The following is a 21,996-nucleotide window of genomic DNA, read 5'->3' as shown; positions in this document are numbered from 1 at the left end:
AGCGGCGGCCTCAGCCCTGCCGGCGCACCATCTCGTTGATCCACTCCGGCGCGAAGGGGGAGGTGCAGCCGGGGGACGTGGGATAGTCGCGATAGACGCCAAGCGCCTCGCCTATGCCAAGCGCGCGGGCGCGGTGTTCGGGGTGGTGGATGCCGATATTCGCGAGCGTGTTGTTCATCGTCCATTGCGGCAGGGGATGGGCGGTGGCGAGCCCGGCTTCAATCCGGTCGAGCAGCGCGGGGAGATCGAGCCCGTCCGCGTTCTTGTCAACGCGTTCGGCCGTGAGGCTCCAGCCTGCGCGGGCGGCCATCGGATGGTCGGTTTCCATCCATTGCTGCCTGAGCGCTTCCTTTTCGGGATGCGCCTTGACGACATAGGCGTTGAGCCAGTCGGACACCTGCGGCACCGCGTTCGAGCGCACCAGCCGGTCGAGTTCGTCGGCGGACAGCGCCTTTGGCTTCATCAGCAGGATGGCGAGGAGACGGGCATCGAGATTGCCCGTCTCCCAAAGCTCCAGCGCGAGCGCGTGGTTCGCCTTGATCGCCTTGGCGAGCGCGCGGATGTCGCCCAGCTTCACGCCGAACTGGTTGTCATCCGCGCCGTTCCTGGCGTTCCGCGCCCGGACCGTTTCATCGCCCAGGGCGTTGAGCCTCGCCAGTGCTTCGTTCAACTGCATCGCGACATCCTTCCGGGACCGACCGGCGGGACGCCGCGTCAGTCGTGCTCGCGCCCGCCCGACCCCATATAGAGCTCGCTGCCGGTTTCACGGAAGAGTTCGCTCATCTTCTGCATGCCGGCTTCGGCTTCCTCGGCGGCGATGAAGGTGTCGGCCGGCTGATTCTGCTTGGCCGCGAAGTCCCTCACCTCCTGCGTGATCTTCATCGAGCAGAATTTGGGGCCGCACATCGAGCAGAAATGCGCGGTCTTGGCGCCTTCGGCGGGGAGCGTCTGGTCGTGATACTGCTCCGCGGTGTCGGGATCGAGCGACAGGTTGAACTGGTCGCGCCAGCGGAATTCGAAGCGCGCGCGGGATAGCGCATCGTCGCGCATCTTGGCGGCGGGGTGGCCCTTGGCGAGATCGGCGGCGTGCGCGGCGAGCTTGTAGGTCACCACGCCGACCTTGACGTCGTCGCGGTCGGGCAGGCCGAGATGCTCCTTGGGCGTCACGTAGCAAAGCATCGCGGTGCCGTACCAGCCGATCTGCGCGGCGCCGATGGCCGAGGTGATGTGGTCATAGCCCGGCGCGATGTCGGTGGTGAGCGGCCCCAATGTGTAGAAGGGGGCCTCGCCGCACGCCTCGAGCTGCTTTTCCATATTGGCCTTGATCTTGTGCATGGGCACATGGCCCGGCCCTTCGATCATCACCTGGACATCCTGTGCCCAGGCGCGCTTCGTGAGTTCGCCCAACGTGTAGAGTTCGCTGAACTGCGCTTCGTCATTGGCATCGGCGATCGATCCGGGGCGCAGGCCGTCGCCCAGCGAATAGGCGATGTCATACGCCTTCATGATCTCGGTGATCTCGTCGAAATGCTCGTAGAGGAAGCTCTCCTTGTGGTGCGTCAGGCACCATTTCGCCATGATCGAGCCGCCGCGCGAGACGATGCCCGTCACGCGCTTCGCGGTCATCGGGATATAGGGCAGGCGCACGCCCGCATGGATGGTGAAATAGTCGACGCCCTGCTCGGCCTGCTCGATCAGGGTGTCGCGGAAGATCTCCCAGGTCAGGTCCTCGGCGATGCCGCCGACCTTTTCCAGCGCCTGATAGATGGGCACGGTGCCGATCGGCACGGGGGAGTTGCGGATGATCCATTCGCGCGTGTCGTGGATGTTGCGGCCGGTGGAGAGGTCCATCACGGTGTCCGCGCCCCAGCGGATCGACCAGACCATCTTGTCGACTTCCGAAGCGACGTCCGATGCGACCGCGCTGTTGCCGATATTGGCGTTGATCTTGACGAGAAAGTTGCGGCCGATCGCCATCGGCTCGGATTCGGGGTGGTTGATGTTCGAGGGGATGATGGCGCGGCCGCGGGCGACCTCGTCCCGCACGAATTCGGGGGTAACGAAATCGGGGATCGACGCGCCGAAATCCTCACCGTCGCGGATATGATCGCGGATCTGCTGACGGCCAAGATTCTCGCGGATCGCGACATATTCCATCTCGGAGGTGATGATGCCGCGGCGGGCATAGTGCATCTGCGAGACGTTCATGCCCGGCTTTGCGCGGAGCACCTTGCGGCGGACATTGGGGAAGGGCGCGACGCCGCCCGAACGGTCGGGGCCGAGCTGGCCATTGTCTTCGGGCCTGACCTCGCGCTGCGCGACCTCCTCGACATCGCCGCGGCCGCGGATCCAGTCGCGGCGGAGTTCGGGGAGGCCCGCCATGATGTCGATGGTCGCGGCGGGATCGGTATAGGGGCCCGAGCAGTCATAGACGCGCAAGGGGGGCTCGCCCGATGAGGGCTCGAGGTCGATCTCGCGCATCGCGACCTTGAGCGGGCCGACATGGATCTTGCGGCTGCCTCGGATCGGTCCGGTAGTGACCTTCAGTTCAGTGCGGGCGGGGATATCGGCCATGTCTTGTCTCTCCAAAATGGAAGGAGAGCGGAAAGACTGACCGCGCTCCCTCCCTACGCCGGTGTCAGCCGGATCAGGTTCAGCGGGTCGTGGCCGTATCAGCCACCTCTCAACCCTGTACGCAGGGTCCCCCGGGGATGAAGGCGTTGTAGGAGGTTCGGGGGGCGGCGTCCATCCCCGCAGGAGCGATCAGGCGAGCGCTTCAGCCAACACCTCGGGATGCCGATCATAGGTAATCTCGACACGCTCCGATCGCAGCAGATATGCGGTCCAAAGTGCAGGGTAGAGTGACGCCCGGAGAATAAGGACGGCAACTTCGGGAAGCTTCTCGAGAAATGGAAAACCCGACAACGAGGCAACCGCGACAAGTTCAACGATCAGCAATACCGGCCCGAGAAGCCAGAGCCCCAATATCACGATGCGAATGCTCCGCCACACCCGGACGAAGCGCCTCTACACCAGGATCGCCGTAGAGATCCTGCGCTGTTCGGCCAATTATAATAATGGGTGTTACTACGCCGAGTACAAAAACAAGAAGCGCCAGCCAGCCTGCGACGCCATTCAATTGACGCGGATCATAAGACATGAATTCACCCCCAAGTGCTTCTCGGATATATATCGAAGCACTTGAGAACAAGAAAAATGGCGAAAGCCGTCATTGTCCGGGAATGAGGGCCTACGCGGCCTTGCCCTGGAGCGCCTTTTGGCGGCGACGCTGGACCGAGCTGCCGATGCCCATTGCCTCGCGATATTTGGCGACGGTGCGTCGCGCGATGTCAAAACCTTTGTCGCGGAGCAGATCGACGAGTGTGTCGTCGGAGAGGATCTTGCGCGGATCCTCGGCGGCGATGAGCGCGCGGATATGGCTCTTCACCGCCTCGGCCGAAACCGCGTCGCCGCCGTCGGCGGACTGGATCGCCGAGGTGAAGAAATATTTGAGCTCGTAGAGGCCGCGCGCGCAGCTCAGATATTTGTTGCTGGTCACGCGGCTGACGGTCGATTCGTGCATGCCGATCGCGTCGGCGACAGCTTTGAGAGTGAGCGGGCGGAGATGCGCGACGCCGTGATTGAAGAAGGCCTGTTGCTGCTTCACCAGCTCGGTCGCGACCTTGATGATCGTGCGCTGGCGCTGGTCGAGCGCCTTCACCAGCCAGTTGGCGCTGGCGAGGCACTCGGAGAGCCACGCCTTTGACGCCTTGTCCTGCTTGCCGCCCGACAGTTCGACATAATAGCTGCGGTTGACGAGCAGGCGCGGCAGCGTGGCGCTGTTGATCTCGATCGCCCAGGTGACGCCGCGCTGCGCCACGAAGATGTCGGGGGTGACCGCCTGGATGCGTTCGCCGCCGAAGCGCAGGCCGGGCTTGGGATCATAGTCGCGCAGCTCGCGGATCATGTCCGCCATGTCCTCGTCATCGACGCCGCAGATGCGCTTTAGTTGCGCGAGCTTGCCCGCGCCGAGCAGATCGAGATTGTCGAGCAGGCGCGCCATGCAGGGATCGTAGCGATCGGCCTCCTTCGCCTGCAAAGCCAGGCATTCGGCAAGGCCGCGCGCACCGACCCCGGTGGGATCGAAGCTGTGGATGACGCCAAGCACGCGCTCGACCGCGGCAAGCGGCGCGCCGAGCCGCTGCGCGATGTCGAGCAGATTGGCGCCGAGATAGCCCGCCTCGTCGATCTGGTCGATCAGGTGCGTCGCGATCAGCCAGTCGCCGCCCGAGAGCACCGCGCCCGCCTGCGCGAGCAGATGATCGTGGAGCGAAAGTTCGGATGACGCCATGGCGTCGAAATCGGGACCGTCATCGCCAAAGCCCGCGCCCGCGCTGCCGGTGAGGCCGAGCGCGCCGTCGAGCCCCACGCCGCTGTCGATCGCGCTGTCGTGGTGAAACGTCTCCGCGTCATAGTCGACGTCGAGCGGCGCGTCGGCCGTGGCGTCGCCGGTTTCGAGCAGGCGGTCGGCGGTGACGGGTTCGTCGGCGAAGTCGCCGTCGTCAAAGTCCCCACCCTCGCCGCCGGCATCGTCGGGCGCTTCGGCGGGCGCGCGATCCTCATCGCCATTCGATTCGAGCAGCGGATTCTTCTCGATCTCCTCGGCGATATAGGCCTCGATCTCCAGATTGGAGAGCGCCAGCAGCTTGATCGCCTGCTGGAGCTGCGGCGTCATCACCAGCGATTGCGACTGGCGGAGATCGAGGCGGGGTCCGAGCGCCATCAGGCCGCTACCCCATCGATGTCATTCCCGCGAAAGCGGGAATCCAGACGATGCCGGGCAAGCGCGCGGACGACTCTGGATCCCCGCTTTCGCGGGGATGACACGAAAACGACAAATCACAGCTCGAAGCCCTCGCCGAGATACAGGCGCCGCACATTCTCGTCGGCGACGAGCGCGGCGGGCGATCCCGCGAAGAGCACGCGGCCATCATAGATGATGCAGGCGCGGTCGACGATGTCGAGCGTCTCGCGGACATTGTGATCGGTGATGAGCACGCCGATGTCGCGCCCCTTCAATTCCTTCACCAGATCGCGAATGTCGGCGATCGAGATCGGGTCGATCCCCGCAAAGGGTTCGTCGAGGAGCATGATTGACGGGTTGGCCGCGAGCGCGCGCGCGATCTCGCAGCGGCGGCGTTCGCCACCCGACAGCGCCATCGCGGGCGAATCGCGCAGCCGCGACAGGCTGAATTCCTCAAGCAACTGATCAAGCCGCGCCGCGCGCACCTGCTTGTCCGGTTCAGCCAGTTCGAGCACCGCCATGATGTTCTGCGCGACTGTAAGCCCGCGGAAGATCGAGGTTTCCTGCGGCAGATAGCCGAGCCCGAGTATCGCGCGGCGATACATGGGCAGCCCCGTGATATCGTCGCCGTCGAGCAGGATGCGGCCGCTATCGGGCTTCACCAGCCCCATGATCGAATAGAAGCACGTCGTTTTGCCCGCGCCATTGGGGCCGAGCAGCCCGACGACCTCGCCGCGCGCGACCGAGAGCGAGACATCCGAAAGCACCGAGCGCTTGTCATAGGCCTTGGCGATGGAGACGACCGAAAGCCCGTTCGTCACCGCGCGCGCGGCTTCAGCGCTCATCGGCGCGTCCATGGTGGCGACGTCGTTCATTTCCGCTCCAACTTGTATAGATCCTGATTCACGCTTTCGGCGAAGGCGCGGAGCGCCTCCACCTCAACCGATCAGGCCCCCGTACCGACCGAACTGCCAAGGATCGGTTAGCGAAATGTGAAGTCTAAGCCAATTGGCAAGATTCGTGCATGACAAATTTTCGTGAACCGCGGCGAGACGTGCGCGGCGACGGGATCAGTTGCCGCCCTTGCGCTCAGGAACGGTGAACCGGCCGGTCACGCGACCGCCCGTGCCGCCCGAAACGCCGCTGGCGCCGCCGACCGCGCTGCCGTCCATCACCGATCGCCCCGAATTGAGGTCGATGACGAGGCGACCGCCGCGAAGCTGGTTGCGCCCCTGTTCGAGCGTGACGCCGCCCACCATCGTGATGATCCTGCGATTGAGATCATAGATGGCGACGCTGCCGCGCGCGGTTTCCGACGCGCTGCGCACGACAACCCCGCCCGAGGCGTCAAGCCGCTGGATGTCGAGCCCGCTGCCCGATGAACTGGCATAGGCGACGGTCAGCCGCGCTGCGTCGAGCGCGAGCCCCGCCTGGCGCACCTTCACATTGCCCGAGAATACCGCACGATCGGCGCGATCCTGGACCTCGATCCGATCAGCCTCGACATCGACGGGGGCGTTGGCATTGTGGTTTTTGAGCGCCTGCGCAAGCACGGGCCCGCCAAGCGCAGAGAGCACCACCGCGCCCGCGCCCATCGCGCCAAGGAGAATCCGGTTCATCATCGTCACCCTATCTGACGCCCCCCTGGATGATGCGCAAGCGCGCGCGCCCGTCGAGCGTGACGGTGCGGTTCGCCAGGTCGGCGCGCATCGTCGACGCGCTGAAATTGCCGAGCGGCATGTTGCCCGTCACCGCGCCGGTGCTGGTCACCTGACGCGACTTGAGATCGACCGCGACATTGGTTGTCTCGAGCCGGTAGCCATCGGCCGCGGTGAACAGAATGGGTCCGTCGACCGCCACGGTTTCCTTGTTCATGTCGTAGCGCCCCCGGTCGGCGCGCATCTGCGCGGGGCCGTCGGGCAGCCGGATTTCCGCGGACAGATCGCGTAGCCTGACCACAGGCTCGCGCGAGGTCGCCTGCACTGCCGAGCCCGCATGGAGCGCGAAGGGCTGCCCCTTGCTGTCCTCGCCGCGATAGGTTGCAGCGGTCACGCGCATCCGTTCCTTCGCCACGTCGACCTTATCCTTGGCGAGGACGAAGCTCACCTCATCGCGCATCGCGAGCGGCGCGATCGCGAGAAAGGCGGCGAGTACGCCGATTCCGGACGGCAGCAGCCAGCCCAGGAAGCGAATCAGCCGGTCGTGCGATCCGTGCGGCGCGGCCCAGTGCTGGCGCTCGGATCGGACACGATCTGCGATTTCAGACATGCGCGAAGATATCGATTTCCGGCCAGCCCGCGAGATCGAGCCGTGCGCGGTGAGGAAGGAAATCGAAACAGGCCTGCGCAAGTGTGGCGCGTCCTTCGCGTTCGAGGCGCGGGTCGAGTTCGGCCTTCAGCCGGTGGAGATAACGTACGTCCGAAGCGGCATAATCCTTTTGCGCGTCCGAGAGCACGGCGCCACCCCAATCCGAGGATTGCTGCTGTTTCGAGATTTCGGCGCCGAGCAGTTCGCGCACCAGCTCCTTGAGGCCGTGCCGGTCGGTATAGGTGCGCACGAGCCGCGACGCCGTCTTGGTGCAATAGACGGGTTCGGCCATCACGCCGAGATAATGCTGGATCGCAGCGAGATCGAAACGCGCGAAATGATACAGTTTCAGCCGCGCCGGATCGGCGAGGACGGCGCGCAGATTGGGCGCGGCATAATCGCTGCCGGGCCCGAAGCGCACGAGATGTTCGTCGCCCCGACCGTCCGAGATCTGGAGCAGGCACAGCCGGTCGCGCGGCGTAACCAGCCCCATCGTCTCGGTATCGACAGCAACAGGCCCCGGCGCAAGCACGCCTTCGGGCAGGTCTTCTTCATGAAAATGAACGCTCATCCCCGCGCCTTACGCCTTTCGCGGCCTGCGCTCAATCTCCCCCTTCGCCCATCTGTGCGGTGGCCGCGCGCTTTCTCGCGTGCGCGCGCCGCGAGAAGATGTTGAGCGTCTCCACGAGCGCGGAAAAGGCCATTGCCGCATAGATATAGCCCTTGGGCACGTGCACGCCGAAGCCGTCTGCGATCAGCACCGCGCCGATCATCAGGAGAAAGCCGAGCGCGAGCATGACGACGGTGGGGTTGCGGTTGATGAAGTTGGCAAGCGGGTCGGCGGCGAGCAGCATCACGAGCACCGCGACAACGACCGCGATCACCATCACGGGCAGATGATCGGTCATGCCCACCGCGGTCAGGATCGAATCGACCGAGAAGACCATGTCGAGCAGCAGGATCTGGACGATCGCGCCGCCAAAGTTGAGTGCGGCGGTCGCTTCCTTGTCGAGGATATCATGGTCGCTCGGCACCGGATCCATTGCGTGGTGGATCTCCTTGGTCGCTTTCCACAGCAGGAAGAGGCCGCCCGCGATCAGGATAAGGTCGCGCCACGAGAATTGTGTTTCGAAGGCGGGTTCGCCGTGCGCGCCCGGCGGACCGACGATGCCGAGATCGAAGACCGGCGCGGTGAGCCCGACGATCCACGAGATCATCGAGAGCAGTGCGAGCCGCATGATGAGGGCAAGTGCGATGCCGACGCGGCGCGCCTTTTGTCGCTGATGTTCGGGCAGCTTGTTCGACAGGATCGAAATGAAGATGAGATTGTCGATGCCGAGCACGACCTCCATGACGATGAGCGTGACAAGCGCAGCCAGGACGGCCGGGTCGGAGAAAAGCGTCAGGAGATCGGTCATGGCGGCTCATTTGCCCCAGCGACGCAAAAGCCGCAAGCTGCTCATAGCGCACGATTCGCCGGAGATCTGCAAATGAACGATCCCTCCAGATCCACAGACCGGCCCGTAACGGGATTCGACTTCAATCGACCAACGATCATCGCGCTGCTCTACCTTGCAAGCTTCATCACGGGCATCACCGCGGTGATTGGGATCGTGCTCGCCCATATCTGGGCAAACGAACCCGGCGAGGCCTGGGGGCAAAGCCATTATCGCTACCTGATTCGCACTTTCTGGCTAGCGCTCGCCGCGGGCGCGGTGGGCGTTGTGCTGACAATCGTGCTCGTCGGATTCGCCATCCTGTTCGCGGTCACGCTGTGGGTGGCGGTGCGATCGGTGGTTTCGCTGGTGAAGGCACAGAAACGCGAGCCCCTGGCCGATCCCGCAACTTTGCTGTTCTGAAGGCATTTATCCAAATTGCGGCGCACGCTGATGAAATATGTCGCAGGGGTGAAGAAATTCGGTTATGACGAATCACTGGCCGGTATTGTTTTCCAGCCGAAGTATCTGTGCCCATCGCCCGGTGTGCAGGTTCTGAGATGAATTTTGGGCGACCGGGAAAGACTAACAGGGCATGAGTTTCGACAGAGGACGCCGCGGTGAGCGCGGTGGGCGTGGCAGAGACAAGCGCGACGGTTTCGGCGACGAGAGTTTCGGCGGATTTGAGGACAGGGGCGGCAGCCGGTTCGGCGGCGGTTTCGGTGGAGACCGCGGCGGTTTCGGCGGCGGCGGTGACCGATTCGGCGGCGGTGGCGGTGGCGGCTTCGGCGCGCCCCGCGGCGGTGGCGGCGGCGGTGGAGGCTTCGGTGCTCCCCGTGGCGGCGGCATGCCCGCACAGGTCGTCGGCGAAGGCAAGGGCGTCGTCAAATTTTTCAACAGCCAGAAAGGTTTCGGCTTCGTCGTTCGCGACGATGGCGGCGAAGATGTGTTCGTGCACATCTCTGCGGTCGAGCAGGCGGGCCTGACGGGGCTTGCCGAAGGGCAGCCGCTCGAGTTCACGCTGGTGGACCGTGGCGGACGCGTTTCGGCGACCGACCTGAAGATCGAGGGCGAGCCGCTTCCCGTTGAGGACCGTGGTCCTCCGCGCGACCGCGACGCACCACGCGGTGGTGCCGGCGGCGGCATGGGCGGCCCCCAGCGCCAGCTCACCGGCGAGAAGGCGACGGGCACCGTCAAGTTCTTCAACGCGATGAAGGGCTTCGGCTTCATTCAGCGCGACGACGGCCAGCCCGACGCGTTCGTGCACATCTCGGCGGTAGAACGCGCCGGGATGGGCAGCCTGAACGAGGGCGACCGTCTCGAGTTCGATATCGAAGTCGATCGTCGCGGCAAATATGCCGCGGTGAACCTCGTCCCCAAGCAGGACTGAGGCGCTTCACAGCGACCGAATCAAGGCCCGGCCCGCAGCGATGCAGGCCGGGCCTTTTTCGTTGAACCTCGTTCAGCGCGGCAATGCGCAGCGCAATATGGCGCCGCTCGAGCACTGGAATATTGTTCCTCAGCTCACCATCCGGCGCAGCGTCTCGATCCGGTCGGCCTCAGCGGCAGGCTTGTCGGTGCGGATGCGCGCGATGCGCGGAAAGCGCATCGCGAGCCCCGACTTGTGGCGGCGGCTTTCATGAATCGAATCGAAGGCAACTTCGAGGACGAGCGTCTTTTCCACCTCACGCACGGGACCGAAGCGGTTGAGGGTATGGCCGCGCACGAAGCGGTCGAGCCATTTCAATTCCTCGTCAGTAAAGCCGAAATAGGCCTTGCCGACGGGAAGCAGCTCGCCGCTTTCAGTCCAGCAGCCGAAGGTGAAGTCCGAATAGAAGCTCGATCGCTTGCCCGAGCCGCGCTGCGCATACATCAGCACGCAATCGGCGACGAGCGGGTCGCGCTTCCACTTATACCACAGCCCGACGCGGCGGCCGGTGACATAGGGGCTGTCGCGGCGCTTGAGCATCACTCCCTCGATCGCGGCGTCGCGCGCGCCCGCGCGCAGTTCCTCGAGCGCGGTGAAGCTCTCGGCGGCAATCAGCGCGGACAGGTCGAAGCGTTCGGGATCAAGCCGGGGCATGAACCCCTCCAGACGCGCGCGGCGCTCATGCCAGCCCAGCGCGCGGACATCTTCCGCGCCGTCGAACAATATGTCGTAAAGACGGACAAAGGCGGGATAATCGGCGAGCATTTTCGCCGACACCGCCTTGCGCCCGAGCCTTTGCTGGAGCGCGTTGAAGCTCGCCGCGCCCGCCACATCCAGCCCGCCCGCCTGCGCCTCGCCGCGCACGAGCAGTTCGCCGTCGAGCACGCCCGCGTGAACAAAGGCGGCCGCGACCTCGGGAAAGCTGTGGGTGATGTCGTCGCCCGTGCGGCTGTAGAGCCGCGTCTGTCCCGCGACATGGACGAGCTGGACGCGGATACCATCCCATTTCCACTCGGCCGCGAAATCGTCCATCGACACCTGCTCATCCTCGAGCGGATGCGCAAGCATGAAGGGGCGGAAGACGGGAAGATCGGCGGCGCTGGGCTGATCGCCCCGCCCCTCGGCCCATGCAAAGAGCGCGTCATAGGGCGGCTTTAATCCGTGCCAGACCTCCTCGACCGCCTCAACATCGAGCCCGAAGCCCTGCGCGAGCGCGGTCTTGGCGAGCCGCGCCGAAACGCCGATCCTGAGCGCGCCCGTCGCCATCTTGAGCAGCGCGAAACGCTCCTCGGGCGCCAACCGGTCGAGCAGGTCCGCGAGCACCCCGGGCGCGTCGGAACGCGACAGCGTCGCCAGTCTTTCGATGATGCCCGACAGGCCGAGATCGACGTCGCCCTGCGGCGGCGCGGGCGGGTCGGGCCAGATCAGCGAAACGGTCTCGGCGGTGTCACCGACATAGTCACGGCTCAATCGAAAGAGCACGGGATCGACGCGCTCGTCGACTATAGCGCGGATTATCGCGGGCTTGACCGCGGGGAGATCGAGCGCGCCGGTGAGCGCGGCCATCGCCCAGCCGCGATCGGGATCGGGGGTTGCTTTCAGATAGTCGGCGATCAGCCGAAGCTTCGCGTTACGCGAACGCGTATAGATCAGGCGATCGAGAAGCGCGGCAAAGGCGTGCATGGCGGCGCGAGCATGGCGCATCGCGCCCGGCCCGGCTAGACCGGCCGCCATGAAGCGTCTCGGATATGTCGCGTTAGCCCTGTCGGTTATCGGGATTGCGATCGTCGCGCTCGGCTATCGCAATGCGACAAGCGATCCCGTGGTCAGAATGGCGACGGTCCCCGTCTCCAACTGGCCCGAAGATACTGCCCCCGTTCGCGCGGTGCTGATCAGCGACCTGCACGTGGCCGGGCCCGATATGCCGCCTGCCCGGCTGGCGCGGATCGTGAGCCAGATCAATGCGCTCAAGCCCGATATCGTGCTGATCGCGGGGGATATGGTGAGCGACAAGGCCTTCGCCACGCGGCGCTATAGTGCCGCCGAAGCGGTGGATCCGCTTAAAAGCCTGAAGGCGCCGCTTGGAATCGTCGCGGTACTCGGCAACCATGATCACTGGCGCAACAGCGAAGCCTTTCACAGGGCGGTGCCCGAGGCGGGGGTCACGCTGCTGGTCAACAACGCGATCCGACGCGGCCCGCTCGTCATCGGAGGCGTCGATGACAGCTTCACCGGGCACGCCGACGTGACCAGGACGACTGCGGCGATGGATGCGCTGGCGGGGATACCCATCATCCTGAGCCACAGCCCCGATATCGTTCCGGCCCTGACGCGCCCGGTCAGCGTCGTGCTCGCCGGCCATACGCATTGCGGGCAAATCAGCCTGCCGCTGATCGGACGGTTTGCAACAGCATCGCGCTATGGCGAGCGCTTCGCCTGCGGGCTGATCGTCGATCACGGGCAACGCGTGATAGTAAGCGCGGGACTGGGGACCAGCATTCTGCCGCTGCGATACGGCGTACGGCCCGATCTGTGGCTGATAACGATCGGGCCGGACGCGCGCTGAATTGCAGCGTTATCGCACGCGTCTGCCCGCCATCGCGCCCAGCACCAGCAAGACGACGAACACCGCGATCGCGACGAAGAACAGGATCTTGGCGATCTCGACGAACGCACCACCGATGCCGCCAAAGCCCAGCACCGCCAGCACGAGGCCGGCGACAAGGAAAATGAGTGCCCAACGCAACATAGGAACCTCCTTCATAGCTGGAGAAAGAACCGGCAGCGCTGTGCGAATGTTCCGTCAGGCGAACAGTGCGACCAGCGCCCAGATGCCGATCGCCGCGAAGACAAGCGCCGCACCGATGCGGACCGCCTTCATCGGCACGATGCGCGTGATCCGATCACCGAGAAATACCGCGGGGACATTCGCGACCATCATGCCTGCGGTGGTTCCGGCAGCGACCAGCCCCACCGCCTGATATTGCGCGCCAAGCGCCACGGTCGCGACCTGCGTCTTGTCGCCCATTTCGGCGAGGAAGAAGGCGACGGTGGTAGTGAGGAACGCGCCAAAGCGCCCCGTAGCGCCGTTCTCTTCTTCATCGAGACTGTCGGGCACCAGCGTCCACGCCGCCATGGCGAGGAAGCCGAGCGCAACCGCGAGGCGAAACCAGTAGCCATCGAGCAGCCCCGCAATGCCCGCGCCCGCCCAGGCGGCAAGCGCGTGATTGACTATGGTGGCGGCGAAGATGCCCGCGATGATTGGCAGCGGCTGTTTGAAGCGGCAGGCGAGCACGATGGCGAGCAGCATCGTCTTGTCGCCGATTTCGGCGAGCGCAACGAGCAGCGTTGAAGACAGCAGGATTTCCATGATCGTGAATTCCGGCCGGGCAAAGGCTTGAACCAACGACGCCATGAACCCCCTGCCCGGCAAAGCAGGAGTTCAGGCGTCATCGGTCTTGCCTGGATCGGCCGGAACCGATCCTGATCGCACCATGATCTCTCGACCAAGTATGTTGACGCGATCTCCGCACGACATGCGCGCGGCGGGCTACTCCCCGGGTGACGGGGAGCCCCTATGTCATCGCTGGAATGGGGTCAAGCGGTGCGGCTTGCCTCGAAGAGAAACCACGCTCGCTCCTCGGCAAGATCGGTCCATTCGTCGAGGATGCCCGAGGTGGCGTTGTCCTTGGCCGCGTCGACGATGTCCTTGGCTTCGTGGAATTTCTCGACGAGCTTCAGATTGTCCTCGCGCAGTTCGGAAAGCATTGCGGTCGCCGAGACGAACTCGGCGTCATTGTCCCTGATCGTCTGGCGGCGCGCGATATCTCCGATCGAGCGCAGCGTGGTGTTGCCCGTCTTGCGCACACGCTCGGCGATCTGGTCGGTAGTGCCAAGGATCTGGGTCGCCTGATCGTCGAGCATCAGGTGGTAATCGCGGAAATGCGGGCCCGATACGTGCCAGTGGAAATTCTTGGTCTTGAGGTAGAGCGCATAGCTGTCGGCGAGGATACCGTTCAAGGCATCCGCGACGCTCTTCGTCGCATTGCTGCCGAGATCGGTCGGCGTCTTGAGCTTTTCCTTGCCACCCTTGGCCATTATGTCCTCCGTTGCGGGATTGGAAATTCGAGTCGCAAACATAACGATCAAGCGACGGAAAAGTCGCACGCAATTTCCTGATGCGGTGCAATAATTTTCGCTGTCTGTGATCGATAGGGTCGATCGGCGCGCCCCGTTGGGGATGTCGACTATGGGTGGTGGGTTCAACGGGTCAGCGCAACACACTCCTCGAACTTCTCAGCCGGGGTCTGAAAGAGCAATGTGGTGGGTTCAACGGGTCAGCGCAACACACTCCTCGAACTTCTCAGCCGGGGTCTGAAAGAGCAATGTCTTTCTCGGTCGTTCGTTGAGCTGGCGCGCGATGGCGCTTAGCTGAAGCTGGCTGAAGGCGGATAAGTCGATGCCCTTTGGGAGATACTGGCGTAGCAGGCGGTTGGTGTTTTCATTGGTGCCTCGCTGCCAAGGGCTCCTCGGATCGCAGAAATACACATCGACGTCGGTTGCCAGCGTGAAGCGCTGATGGTCTGCAAGCTCCTTGCCACGGTCCCAGGTCAGCGACTGATAGAGTTCGCGCGGCAATTTGCGCGCCTGCTTGATCAGGGCTGAGACGACGCTGTTGGTATCCTTGTTCGCGACCTTGACGAGGATCACATAGCGCGACTGGCGCTCGACGAGCGTAGCGATGTAGCTGTTGCATGATCCGGCCAGCAGGTCGCCTTCCCAGTGCCCCGGAACTGCGCGATCTTCGACAGACGCGGGGCGCTCGCTTATCGATATGGCGTTCTTCACCTGACCCAGCCCGTCTCGCTTCAGGCTGGCATGTCGAGACCGCCGGATGGTGCGCTTGGCCCTGAGATGTTCGATAAGCTCCTTCTTCAGAACGCCACGGGCCTGAATGAACAGGCTTTTGTAGATCGTCTCATGTGACACGCGATGCTGCTCTTCGTCCGGAAATCTGCGTTTGAGCCAGCCCGCGATCTGCTCTGGCGACCACTTGCGGCACAGTTTGGCTGATACTGTTCGGCGCAGGGAGGCATGGCAAGCCAGCTTGCATGGCTTCGGGCGTCGCGCACGATCCCATGCCGCCTGATCCGATGCCACGGCCCGGTAGCATTCCGTGCCCCCGTTGCGGCCGACCTCCCGGCTGATGGTCGAGGGCGCTCGACCAAGCCGGATAGCAATGGTCCGCAGCGACAAGCCTACTCCGAGCCCTCTGGAAATCTCCTCGCGCTCGCTCAGTCGCAACGCCTGGCTGGGGCGTTTTCGTTCCGGTGGACGGATGCCGCCGGATGGCGACAGCACCGAGAAGATCGACGAAGACTCCCGCTCGAACCGCCGTCCGATCGAACTCATCGACTCACCGCGCCGCCAGCGATCCCAGATTTCGGCCCGCTGTTCCGCCGAGTAGTAAATCCGCCGTCGCTGTTTCATCGCTCCCACTCCATCTTTCCTCAAGATTGAAGTGTTGCGCTGACCCGTTGAACCCACCTGTGGAAAGCGGACGCCAGTTCGAATGAATGATGGTAGAGCTAATCTGTCAAAACTGTCCGCGCGGCCGACAAATATGTCCTGCTGATCGGAACTGCTGTGTCATCAACCAGCCGGGCAATTGCTCGTCCGGGCGTTCTTTCCACCGCGCGAACACCGTCTTTGGCCACCCACCAGCTACGGTGCACGCGAAGGCCCAGCCGGGGATCGATGAGCGCCGCCGCGTCCGCCAGCCGCATCAGGACCAGTGACGAGCCGTGGAGAGTGTGCACGCGCACGTAATGATCCTCGGCTTCAAGTGCGAGTATGTCGCGGCGCAAAGCAGCCGGAAGCTTCGACACGAACTCGGGCGGATATTCGGGAGCGGCGGCTGGCTGTTCCACGGGCGCGGCCACAATCATCTGGTCATCCGGAGATATGACGCGGGCAATCAGCAACTGGACCAACGCCACGTACGGGAACAAGGCGAGCAGTTGAACGGGACTGAACGATCTGCCTGGTCGGACCACCCCGATCGCCCACGCCACAAAGAACGTCATGGGCACCGCGGATGCGGCTGCTACTGCGACGATCCGTATTGCCGTTCTACTGCCCGGCGAAGTGGACGAAAGGACTCGCCCCGCGGCAGCAGCGGCTCCAAAGCCGACGAGTGCGATGACCATCCAGAAAGGATATCGCACGGCTGGGCCGAGAGCGGTTTGCGATCCGAATGGCCCCGTCACTCCAAGCAGGGCGCCAAAAGCGACGGCACTTAGCGGTCCCCGCCACTTCCCCATTATCCGCCATTCACGCATCGCCAACTGCATCGGTCTACCAGTCACGAAATTGCGGAAGCTATTCACGATTTTCCCCATTGTCGACAGGCATCACGACCCGCCAACCGGCCAGCACGAAATGTTGGCATGGAGAAAAAAATGAAACGGATTATCGCTGGCATAGCATTGGCATCTGCAGCTGTTCCGGCGGCGGCAAGCGAGGCCGTAGACCTGCGCTTCGAATGCGGCGCGGCAGCCGCTACGGCGGGCGGCGAGGAGCCGAACCTCCACGGCACCTGGGATTTCCTGATGGATGTCGGAGAAACGCCCAATTTCGGACTTCTGTCGATCGGCTTCGTCGGCGCCGACTATGGCGGATCGCTGTCGCTGTCGATGACCGCGCCCGTTGTCTTTCGCAATATCACCTTGACCGGCAACAACGTCCAGATGACTGTCGCCTCCCCGCAAGGCGATGTGCTGCTCAATGGCACGCTTTCGGCCAAGGGCAACCGGATCTGCGGACTCGTTACCTACCATGACGGCAGCATCTATCCGATGGTGGCGCAGAAGCGGCCTTCAACCTACCAATCGCAGCCTCGATCTCAGCGGGTGCCGGCGCGGTAATCGGCTGAACGGGCGGGCGGCGCCGGGAATATCAGGCGCCGCCGTCTTCGCGCGCCGTCAGCCTGGGCTGCGACACGTCTGAGGCCGCATTTCTAGTTATCCTTTGGATCATCAGGCAGCTCATTCAGTCCTTCCCGGGCTGATGGAGCTCCTCAAGGACGAACTCCGCCATGAGCAATTTCAGTCAGCAGGTCTTCATAATCTCGCTTGTATTCAGCCTGGTCGTCGGTTCCCTTGCGGGCATGTTGCTGCGAGGCACGAAGCAACAAACCTGGCTCCTGCCGTATTGCGTCATTGCGACGCTTGTTCATCTGTCGTGGTTGGCGTGGCCGGTTGTTCCTCCTGCCGCGACAGAACTCACGCGTTGGGCATTTGCCGTCTGGGTAGGCATCGTGCTCGTAGCAACGGCTTTGTTTCCCTTGTTCGCGCTTGCTTACATCATCGCTCGGGTGCGGCGAAAATCGCTTAGTCATCATATTCCCGCTATGTACGCTGGCGTTTGTGTAATGTGCGCCGTCGCACTGTGCGTTGGAGGCGCATCGCTACGCATCCGTGAGGAAACTGTCCTCGTCTCCGACCTCGATCCTCGACTGGACGGATTCCGCGTCGCAAACTTTGGCGACGTCCACGTCGATCGATTTATCGGGCCGACCGACCTGGAGAAAGCGGTGCGCGCCGTAGCGGGCCGCGATGTGGATGTGCTCGCCATCACGGGTGATCTGATCGATGACTTTCGGCTGATTGAGCCAACGCTTGACGCCTTGGATGACCCCCGGATTCCGGCCATCGTCGCGGTCATCGGCAATCACGAGAAGATGGGCAATCTCGCTCCTGTGGTAAACGCCTACAGAAGCAGAAAAGACCGCATCAGCCTGCTTATCGACAGCAGTACGATTGTTGATCACGCGGGCGCCCGCGCGCATTTTGTCGGGGTCGATTATGCGATGGGATCCGACGGAAGCCATATGCTCCCCGAAGCCGAGCAAAAGCAAATGATGGCGCGCCAGGCTGCATCAGCCTTTCCGAAAGCAGGCCCAGGCGAGCTTGTGATTGCACTCTCGCATCACCCGGAGTTTTTTCCGGCCGCCGCTTCGCAAGGCGCTCAACTGACCCTTTCGTCCCACACCCATGGCGGACAAGTGGAGGCGTTTGGTCGCCCCCTCATCACCGCGTACGACTACATGACTGGCAGGTACGAAGCCAACAACAAGCACCTGGATGTGTCAGCGGGCTTTGGACACTGGTTGCCTCTAAGGATGGGCGTTCCTCGAGAGGTCGTGATCGTCACCCTTCGCAGAGCGAAGACAAACATCGCAGGCACAGAGCGCGCGAACTCATCGGCGCAATCGGTTGAAAACAGGGCGGCTCGACCGTGATCTGGCATGAGGACAGTTTCCGGCAGAGGCCGACCAAAGACTGGGGTTGCCTATTCTGGCCCTGCTCGCCCTTGTCAAAGCAAATGCTCCTCATGGTGAGGCTGACGTCGGGCAAGGGGATCAGATCAACCGCAATGCCAGGACCGCGGCCCACAGCCCCAACAATGCGAACAGCACACCGATAGCTCGCCGGACCGAGGTGACGGGCAGCCGCTCCCAAGCCCTGCCCGTGATGACCACCGCGGCACTGATCAGCAGCACACCCGCGGTTGCGCCCGCCATCGTCAGCCAGAAGCTGCCCGAGCGCAGCGCGATGGCGAAGGTGAGGAACTGGGTCTTGTCGCCGAGTTCGAGCACGAAGAAGGCAAGGAAGCTGACGAGAACCGGGCCCAACCGGCTCGTCTGCACGGGTTCGGGCGACGACTGTTTGATCATCGCGCCCCCGCCCGCAAAGAACAGCGCGAGCGCCAGCATCAGCACCGCCGCCTCATGCGTCAGCATCGGCGCGAGCAGCACGCCGGCAAGCGCGGCGAGCGCGCTATTGGCGAGCGCCGCGAGCGCGATCCCCAGCAGCACCGGTGCGATCCGGCGGAAATGCAGCGCGAGCGCGAGCGCCAGAAGCTGAGTCTTGTCCCCGATTTCGGCGAGCAGCGCCGCCATGAAAGCGGGGAAGAATGCGTCCATGAAGCGGCCGGCGTCAGCCGGTCATGCGGACATTGATTGCAGCCAGGTAGGCCGAACCGGCATCGGCATCGAGGCATTCGCAGCCCGCGGCGTCGCGTAGCGTATCGAGCCAGGGCAGCACCATCGCGCCACGCCCCGAATCTGCAAGCGCGGACTCGAGCCCGCGCGCGACCTGGACGACGGGGTCGAGCCCGTAGTCGAGCGCGGTGCGGCGGATATCGTCGATATTGGCGCAAAGCTGGTCGAGGCTCAGATGCGGAAGCTCGGTCGCGATCCGGTCGATCCGGTCGCACAGACCCGATCTTACGCGCAGCAATGCGTCGACGGCGATGCCCATTGGTCTGCTCCCCGAAAGGTCAATGCGGGGAGCATGCGCCGCGTCTGGTTAAGAAGGACTAAAGCAATCAGGCCAGCGGCGCGCCGCTGCAAATCGGCATCGCGCGGATTTCCGCCATGATGTCGCGATTATTGGCCGTGGCGCGCGCGGCATAGTGATCGAAGTGATGCGCAGCGAAACCCGTCAGGGCGAGCGCGGCGACACCGATCAGCGCGCCGCGCCACCGCCTCGTCAGGCGCGAGGCAGCGCCTGACCCGAGAGCTGCGACACCGGCGATACAGCAGAACATGGAGTCCTCCTCACGCCGCGGTCGCGCAGCACGCGCCGGCTTCCATCGGCGTGTCCTCATATTCGTCGTGGAGCTTCACCCAGCGCATCGTCTCGCCCTCCTCGTTGCGGCCCTTGGGCGTCATGTCGAGAAAGGCAAACGCGCCCGCCAACATTTCGTCGCCGCGCGCATAGGTCGAGTAGGTGTGGTAGATCTGGCCGTCATCACCCATCGCGAAAATGCTCGAGCCGTGGATGTCGTCGCCCAGATCGGCCGTAATCCCGTAATTATAGAGCGGCTCGGCCGCCGCAATCTGCTCGGGGGTGAAGGACACGCCGTAATCATAGTTGAAGCTGGTGCCGCCCGACGACACCCATTCAAACCGCCAGCCCATGCGCTTCTTCACGTCCTCGATGCGCGCGAGCGGGGCGCGCGAGATCGCGGCGAAGCTCAGATCGGCGTGCTCGAAATGCTGCCGCGCGCCATCGATATGGTCCGACAGGAAGGAGCAGCCGGGGCAGAGGTGATCGCTGCCGGGCGTCAGCATGAAGTGATAGACGAAGAGTTGCGAGCGCCCGTCGAAAAGATCGGCGAGGCTCTTCGGGCCCGCGCTCGATTGAAAGACATAGTCCTTTTCGACCTTCTCCCAGGGGAGCGCGCGGCGCTCGGCATAGAGCGCGTCGCGCTGGTGCATGAGAGCGCGTTCCTTTTCGAGATGCGCCTTGCGCGCTTTGATCCATTCCTCGCGCGATACGACTGTGTTGGGGGTCATCGTTCGATCTCCTCTGGGAGGAAGGGGTTTTGGCAGGGTCAGTCGTCCCGGCCGTATTCGAGCTTCGGATACCAGTCGGCAGCGCGACCCTCGGGCGTCGAATCGAGAATCGTCCAGATCGGCATAAGGTCGGGCGCGCCACGCGGATCCTGCCCGGGATCGGCGGACTCAAAGCCCATCTCGCCGCTCCAGAAATGCCGGATGCATCCATCTCGGCGCGTGAAAACCGCGAACGCGGCGTCATCGCCGCCATCATTCGTCATGCCATGATAATCGCGACTATAGTCGCCGCTCACGTCCGAATAGAGGCGAAGATGCCGCCAGCCGCGCTTCGCCTTGAACGCCTTGAGCCGCTCGATCGGCGAACGCGCGATCACCACCAGCGACACGCGCTGCCCGACATCCTCAGCCTCGCCGTCCCATGCCGAGAGGAGCGAAGTGCACATCGGGCAAGGCGTCTCACGCTGCGGCCCGAACATATAGCTGTATGCCACGAGCGTCTGCTTGTCGCCGAACAGGTCGGCGAAGCTCGCGGGTCCATCCTCGCCTTCGAAGCGATAATCGCGCGTCACTTCGCCGCCGGGAGGCAACTGGCGGCGCAGCTCGGCGACGCGCTCGATGTGACGGCGAAGCTCGATCTCCTCGGCGAGCAGCGCGGTCCGCGCGCGGCGATATTCCTTGCTCTCGCCGGGGAATCGCATCGTCTCCCTTGCCGCAAGCTCGGCGGCGGGGACCAGTCCGGCATCCATCGTCGTCAGTGTCGCCATCGTCTCTCTCCTGTTTCAGGCGGCGAGCAACGCCTCGAGCTTGTCGAGACATCCGCTCCAGCCTTCATAATGACTGTCGCGCACCTGCTCATCGAACAGCTTCCCGTGGATGAGTGTGAGTTCGGTGCCGCCGCCCATTGCCCTGAGCTCCACGGTCACTAGCGATTCGCGCTCGGGAAAGGTGATCCATTTCCAGGTGAAGACGAGGCGCTCATTTTCGAGCAGCTCGACATATTCGCCATGGACGAAATGCTCCTCGCCGTCGGCGGTGCGGAAACGGATGCCATATTTGCCGCCGGGACGCAGATCGATCTCGGCGCTGAGCGTAGGGCTCGAATCGGGGCCAAACCAGCGCAGCAGCTTTTCGGGATCGGTCCACGCCGCGTAGACCTTGCCGGGCGGCGCCTTGATGTGGCGGGTAATCGTCAGGCTGGGGCGTGTGTCGAGCATCATTCGCCGGACTCCTCAACAAGGGCAGCGAGGCGATCGAGGCTCGCCTCCCAGAATTTCTGGTATCGGACGAGCCACTGCATGGCTTCCTCCATCGGGCCGGCCTCGATCCGGCAGGTGACCGTGCGCCCCGTCTTGATGCGGCTGACCAGCCCAGCATCCGACAACACGTCGAGATGCTTCATCACCGCGGGCAGCGATATCGCGAACGGGCGAGCCAGTTCGCTGACCGAACGCCCCTCCCCCGATTCGAGTTGCATGAGCAGCGCGCGCCGGGTGGGGTCCGCCAGTGCGGCGAAGGTGCGATCGAGCTCGGGCCCTTGATACTTAACCATGAAGTTAAGTTATGCCGGGCGGCCCACAAGAGTCAAGTGGGGCTGGCAACGGGGTTGACAATCGGTAGTCATTGGCGCAATTGCGCGGCCTTGAACGAGCGGCGG

General features: G+C 63.7%; 27 protein-coding genes and 2 riboswitches. Of the genes, 5 read left to right on the top strand and 22 right to left on the bottom strand.

What is annotated here, in order from left to right:
* Positions 1-10: 10 nt before the first annotated feature.
* The 9 genes from D3876_RS07490 to D3876_RS07445 form a co-directional block, all read right to left on the bottom strand.
* A complete protein-coding gene (locus D3876_RS07490) occupies positions 11-676 on the bottom strand; it encodes a DNA alkylation repair protein (RefSeq protein ID WP_119760772.1) in 666 nt (221 codons plus the stop codon).
* 38 nt (positions 677-714) lie between these two features.
* Positions 715-2,574 (bottom strand): phosphomethylpyrimidine synthase ThiC, encoded by a 1,860-nt coding sequence (thiC, locus tag D3876_RS07485; protein WP_119760771.1) that lies wholly within the window; start codon positions 2,572-2,574, stop codon positions 715-717.
* 33 nt (positions 2,575-2,607) lie between these two features.
* Positions 2,608-2,718, bottom strand: a riboswitch (TPP riboswitch).
* A 226-nt stretch (positions 2,719-2,944) separates the two neighbouring features.
* Positions 2,945-3,160 (bottom strand): hypothetical protein, encoded by a 216-nt coding sequence (locus D3876_RS20210; protein WP_147417607.1) that lies wholly within the window; start codon positions 3,158-3,160, stop codon positions 2,945-2,947.
* Positions 3,161-3,250: 90 nt separating this feature from the next.
* The gene (rpoN, locus tag D3876_RS07470; RefSeq protein WP_119760766.1) at positions 3,251-4,783 is read right to left on the bottom strand and encodes an RNA polymerase factor sigma-54; all 1,533 of its coding nucleotides are present in this window, start codon (positions 4,781-4,783) and stop codon (positions 3,251-3,253) included.
* Between the two features lie 116 nt (positions 4,784-4,899).
* Positions 4,900-5,679, bottom strand: a complete 780-nt coding sequence (gene lptB / locus D3876_RS07465) for an LPS export ABC transporter ATP-binding protein (protein ID WP_119760764.1) — start codon at positions 5,677-5,679, stop codon at positions 4,900-4,902.
* A 195-nt stretch (positions 5,680-5,874) separates the two neighbouring features.
* Entirely contained in the window at positions 5,875-6,426 is a 552-nt protein-coding gene (locus D3876_RS07460) for an LptA/OstA family protein (RefSeq protein ID WP_119761165.1), read from the bottom strand.
* A gap of 7 nt (positions 6,427-6,433) precedes the next feature.
* Positions 6,434-7,072 carry an LPS export ABC transporter periplasmic protein LptC gene (gene lptC, locus D3876_RS07455; RefSeq protein WP_119760763.1) on the bottom strand — a complete coding sequence of 213 codons (639 nt, stop codon included), beginning with the start codon at positions 7,070-7,072 and terminating at the stop codon, positions 6,434-6,436.
* The gene (locus tag D3876_RS07450; protein WP_119760761.1) at positions 7,065-7,682 is read right to left on the bottom strand and encodes a ribonuclease D; all 618 of its coding nucleotides are present in this window, start codon (positions 7,680-7,682) and stop codon (positions 7,065-7,067) included. The genes lptC and D3876_RS07450 overlap by 8 nt, the downstream gene beginning before the upstream one ends.
* A 31-nt stretch (positions 7,683-7,713) precedes the next feature.
* Positions 7,714-8,529, bottom strand: coding sequence for a TerC family protein (locus D3876_RS07445; RefSeq protein ID WP_119760760.1), 816 nt, complete (start codon positions 8,527-8,529; stop codon positions 7,714-7,716).
* A gap of 72 nt (positions 8,530-8,601) precedes the next feature.
* On the opposite strand from D3876_RS07445, the gene D3876_RS07440 reads away from it, so the two are divergent.
* The gene (locus D3876_RS07440; RefSeq protein WP_119760758.1) at positions 8,602-8,970 is read left to right on the top strand and encodes a DUF4870 family protein; all 369 of its coding nucleotides are present in this window, start codon (positions 8,602-8,604) and stop codon (positions 8,968-8,970) included.
* Between the two features lie 172 nt (positions 8,971-9,142).
* On the top strand, positions 9,143-9,937 hold the full coding sequence (locus D3876_RS21010; protein WP_119760756.1) for a cold-shock protein: 795 nt from the start codon (positions 9,143-9,145) through the stop codon (positions 9,935-9,937).
* A 129-nt stretch (positions 9,938-10,066) separates the two neighbouring features.
* Here D3876_RS21010 and D3876_RS07430 read toward each other — a convergent pair whose 3' ends face one another.
* Positions 10,067-11,659 carry a cisplatin damage response ATP-dependent DNA ligase gene (locus D3876_RS07430; protein ID WP_119761163.1) on the bottom strand — a complete coding sequence of 531 codons (1,593 nt, stop codon included), beginning with the start codon at positions 11,657-11,659 and terminating at the stop codon, positions 10,067-10,069.
* Between the two features lie 49 nt (positions 11,660-11,708).
* Between D3876_RS07430 and D3876_RS07425 the strand changes: the two genes are divergently transcribed.
* Positions 11,709-12,542 carry a metallophosphoesterase gene (locus D3876_RS07425; protein ID WP_119761161.1) on the top strand — a complete coding sequence of 278 codons (834 nt, stop codon included), beginning with the start codon at positions 11,709-11,711 and terminating at the stop codon, positions 12,540-12,542.
* A 9-nt stretch (positions 12,543-12,551) separates the two neighbouring features.
* Here D3876_RS07425 and D3876_RS07420 read toward each other — a convergent pair whose 3' ends face one another.
* The 5 genes from D3876_RS07420 to D3876_RS20415 form a co-directional block, all read right to left on the bottom strand.
* A complete protein-coding gene (locus D3876_RS07420) occupies positions 12,552-12,725 on the bottom strand; it encodes a DUF1328 domain-containing protein (RefSeq protein WP_119761159.1) in 174 nt (57 codons plus the stop codon).
* 54 nt (positions 12,726-12,779) lie between these two features.
* Positions 12,780-13,346 (bottom strand): TMEM165/GDT1 family protein, encoded by a 567-nt coding sequence (locus D3876_RS07415; protein WP_119761157.1) that lies wholly within the window; start codon positions 13,344-13,346, stop codon positions 12,780-12,782.
* A gap of 94 nt (positions 13,347-13,440) precedes the next feature.
* Positions 13,441-13,548, bottom strand: a riboswitch (yybP-ykoY riboswitch).
* 25 nt (positions 13,549-13,573) lie between these two features.
* The gene (locus D3876_RS07410) at positions 13,574-14,074 is read right to left on the bottom strand and encodes a Dps family protein (protein WP_119760755.1); all 501 of its coding nucleotides are present in this window, start codon (positions 14,072-14,074) and stop codon (positions 13,574-13,576) included.
* A gap of 231 nt (positions 14,075-14,305) precedes the next feature.
* Positions 14,306-15,466, bottom strand: coding sequence for an IS30 family transposase (locus tag D3876_RS07405; RefSeq protein WP_119760753.1), 1,161 nt, complete (start codon positions 15,464-15,466; stop codon positions 14,306-14,308).
* A gap of 98 nt (positions 15,467-15,564) precedes the next feature.
* Entirely contained in the window at positions 15,565-16,062 is a 498-nt protein-coding gene (locus D3876_RS20415) for a LytTR family DNA-binding domain-containing protein (RefSeq protein WP_182911909.1), read from the bottom strand.
* A gap of 375 nt (positions 16,063-16,437) precedes the next feature.
* On the opposite strand from D3876_RS20415, the gene D3876_RS07395 reads away from it, so the two are divergent.
* Positions 16,438-16,902, top strand: coding sequence for a hypothetical protein (locus D3876_RS07395; protein ID WP_147417606.1), 465 nt, complete (start codon positions 16,438-16,440; stop codon positions 16,900-16,902).
* Between the two features lie 170 nt (positions 16,903-17,072).
* The gene (locus tag D3876_RS07390; protein WP_119760749.1) at positions 17,073-18,278 is read left to right on the top strand and encodes a metallophosphoesterase; all 1,206 of its coding nucleotides are present in this window, start codon (positions 17,073-17,075) and stop codon (positions 18,276-18,278) included.
* Between the two features lie 120 nt (positions 18,279-18,398).
* On the opposite strand, the gene D3876_RS07385 is transcribed toward D3876_RS07390, so the two are convergent.
* The 7 genes from D3876_RS07385 to D3876_RS07355 all read right to left on the bottom strand — a co-directional run bounded on the left by D3876_RS07385 (position 18,399) and on the right by D3876_RS07355 (position 21,891).
* Positions 18,399-18,962, bottom strand: coding sequence for a TMEM165/GDT1 family protein (locus D3876_RS07385; RefSeq protein ID WP_119760747.1), 564 nt, complete (start codon positions 18,960-18,962; stop codon positions 18,399-18,401).
* Between the two features lie 13 nt (positions 18,963-18,975).
* Entirely contained in the window at positions 18,976-19,299 is a 324-nt protein-coding gene (locus tag D3876_RS07380) for a hypothetical protein (RefSeq protein ID WP_119760745.1), read from the bottom strand.
* 67 nt (positions 19,300-19,366) lie between these two features.
* A complete protein-coding gene (locus D3876_RS07375) occupies positions 19,367-19,588 on the bottom strand; it encodes a hypothetical protein (RefSeq protein WP_119760743.1) in 222 nt (73 codons plus the stop codon).
* A 10-nt stretch (positions 19,589-19,598) separates the two neighbouring features.
* Positions 19,599-20,339: a DUF899 domain-containing protein gene (locus D3876_RS07370; protein ID WP_119760742.1), complete on the bottom strand. Its 741-nt coding sequence runs from the start codon at positions 20,337-20,339 to the stop codon at positions 19,599-19,601.
* Positions 20,340-20,377: 38 nt separating this feature from the next.
* Positions 20,378-21,106 carry a DUF899 family protein gene (locus D3876_RS07365; RefSeq protein WP_238475275.1) on the bottom strand — a complete coding sequence of 243 codons (729 nt, stop codon included), beginning with the start codon at positions 21,104-21,106 and terminating at the stop codon, positions 20,378-20,380.
* A 15-nt stretch (positions 21,107-21,121) separates the two neighbouring features.
* Complete coding sequence (locus tag D3876_RS07360; RefSeq protein ID WP_220475421.1) at positions 21,122-21,559, bottom strand: SRPBCC family protein; 438 nt, start codon at positions 21,557-21,559, stop codon at positions 21,122-21,124.
* Positions 21,556-21,891, bottom strand: coding sequence for an ArsR/SmtB family transcription factor (locus D3876_RS07355; RefSeq protein WP_119760740.1), 336 nt, complete (start codon positions 21,889-21,891; stop codon positions 21,556-21,558). Before D3876_RS07355 ends, D3876_RS07360 begins: the two co-directional genes overlap by 4 nt.
* Between the last annotated feature and the right edge of the window lie 105 nt (positions 21,892-21,996).

It is taken from the genome of Sphingomonas cavernae, assembly GCF_003590775.1.
In the GTDB taxonomy this organism is placed as follows: domain Bacteria; phylum Pseudomonadota; class Alphaproteobacteria; order Sphingomonadales; family Sphingomonadaceae; genus Sphingobium_A; species Sphingobium_A cavernae.
The sequence above is the reverse complement of the archived record's forward strand: the minus strand, read 5'-3'. Positions and strand labels throughout refer to the sequence as shown.

Bases quoted from the DNA above. Each gene is read 5' to 3' on its own strand.
- D3876_RS07415 (WP_119761157.1), bottom strand. From the start codon at position 13,346: ATGGAAATCCTGCTGTCTTCAACGCTGCTCGTTGCGCTCGCCGAAATC.
- D3876_RS20415 (WP_182911909.1), bottom strand. From the start codon at position 16,062: ATGACGTTCTTTGTGGCGTGGGCGATCGGGGTGGTCCGACCAGGCAGA.
- D3876_RS07355 (WP_119760740.1), bottom strand. From the start codon at position 21,891: ATGGTTAAGTATCAAGGGCCCGAGCTCGATCGCACCTTCGCCGCACTG.
- lptC (WP_119760763.1), bottom strand. From the start codon at position 7,072: ATGTCTGAAATCGCAGATCGTGTCCGATCCGAGCGCCAGCACTGGGCC.
- thiC (WP_119760771.1), bottom strand. From the start codon at position 2,574: ATGGCCGATATCCCCGCCCGCACTGAACTGAAGGTCACTACCGGACCG.
- D3876_RS07380 (WP_119760745.1), bottom strand. From the start codon at position 19,299: ATGGGCATCGCCGTCGACGCATTGCTGCGCGTAAGATCGGGTCTGTGC.
- rpoN (WP_119760766.1), bottom strand. From the start codon at position 4,783: ATGGCGCTCGGACCCCGCCTCGATCTCCGCCAGTCGCAATCGCTGGTG.
- D3876_RS07425 (WP_119761161.1), top strand. From the start codon at position 11,709: ATGAAGCGTCTCGGATATGTCGCGTTAGCCCTGTCGGTTATCGGGATT.
- D3876_RS21010 (WP_119760756.1), top strand. From the start codon at position 9,143: ATGAGTTTCGACAGAGGACGCCGCGGTGAGCGCGGTGGGCGTGGCAGA.
- D3876_RS07490 (WP_119760772.1), bottom strand. From the start codon at position 676: ATGCAGTTGAACGAAGCACTGGCGAGGCTCAACGCCCTGGGCGATGAA.
- D3876_RS07410 (WP_119760755.1), bottom strand. From the start codon at position 14,074: ATGGCCAAGGGTGGCAAGGAAAAGCTCAAGACGCCGACCGATCTCGGC.
- D3876_RS07370 (WP_119760742.1), bottom strand. From the start codon at position 20,339: ATGACCCCCAACACAGTCGTATCGCGCGAGGAATGGATCAAAGCGCGC.
- D3876_RS07395 (WP_147417606.1), top strand. From the start codon at position 16,438: ATGAAACGGATTATCGCTGGCATAGCATTGGCATCTGCAGCTGTTCCG.
- D3876_RS07450 (WP_119760761.1), bottom strand. From the start codon at position 7,682: ATGAGCGTTCATTTTCATGAAGAAGACCTGCCCGAAGGCGTGCTTGCG.
- D3876_RS07420 (WP_119761159.1), bottom strand. From the start codon at position 12,725: ATGTTGCGTTGGGCACTCATTTTCCTTGTCGCCGGCCTCGTGCTGGCG.
- lptB (WP_119760764.1), bottom strand. From the start codon at position 5,679: ATGAACGACGTCGCCACCATGGACGCGCCGATGAGCGCTGAAGCCGCG.
- D3876_RS07445 (WP_119760760.1), bottom strand. From the start codon at position 8,529: ATGACCGATCTCCTGACGCTTTTCTCCGACCCGGCCGTCCTGGCTGCG.
- D3876_RS07360 (WP_220475421.1), bottom strand. From the start codon at position 21,559: ATGATGCTCGACACACGCCCCAGCCTGACGATTACCCGCCACATCAAG.
- D3876_RS07375 (WP_119760743.1), bottom strand. From the start codon at position 19,588: ATGTTCTGCTGTATCGCCGGTGTCGCAGCTCTCGGGTCAGGCGCTGCC.
- D3876_RS07385 (WP_119760747.1), bottom strand. From the start codon at position 18,962: ATGGACGCATTCTTCCCCGCTTTCATGGCGGCGCTGCTCGCCGAAATC.
- D3876_RS20210 (WP_147417607.1), bottom strand. From the start codon at position 3,160: ATGTCTTATGATCCGCGTCAATTGAATGGCGTCGCAGGCTGGCTGGCG.
- D3876_RS07365 (WP_238475275.1), bottom strand. From the start codon at position 21,106: ATGGCGACACTGACGACGATGGATGCCGGACTGGTCCCCGCCGCCGAG.
- D3876_RS07430 (WP_119761163.1), bottom strand. From the start codon at position 11,659: ATGCACGCCTTTGCCGCGCTTCTCGATCGCCTGATCTATACGCGTTCG.
- D3876_RS07460 (WP_119761165.1), bottom strand. From the start codon at position 6,426: ATGATGAACCGGATTCTCCTTGGCGCGATGGGCGCGGGCGCGGTGGTG.
- D3876_RS07390 (WP_119760749.1), top strand. From the start codon at position 17,073: ATGAGCAATTTCAGTCAGCAGGTCTTCATAATCTCGCTTGTATTCAGC.
- D3876_RS07405 (WP_119760753.1), bottom strand. From the start codon at position 15,466: ATGAAACAGCGACGGCGGATTTACTACTCGGCGGAACAGCGGGCCGAA.
- D3876_RS07440 (WP_119760758.1), top strand. From the start codon at position 8,602: ATGAACGATCCCTCCAGATCCACAGACCGGCCCGTAACGGGATTCGAC.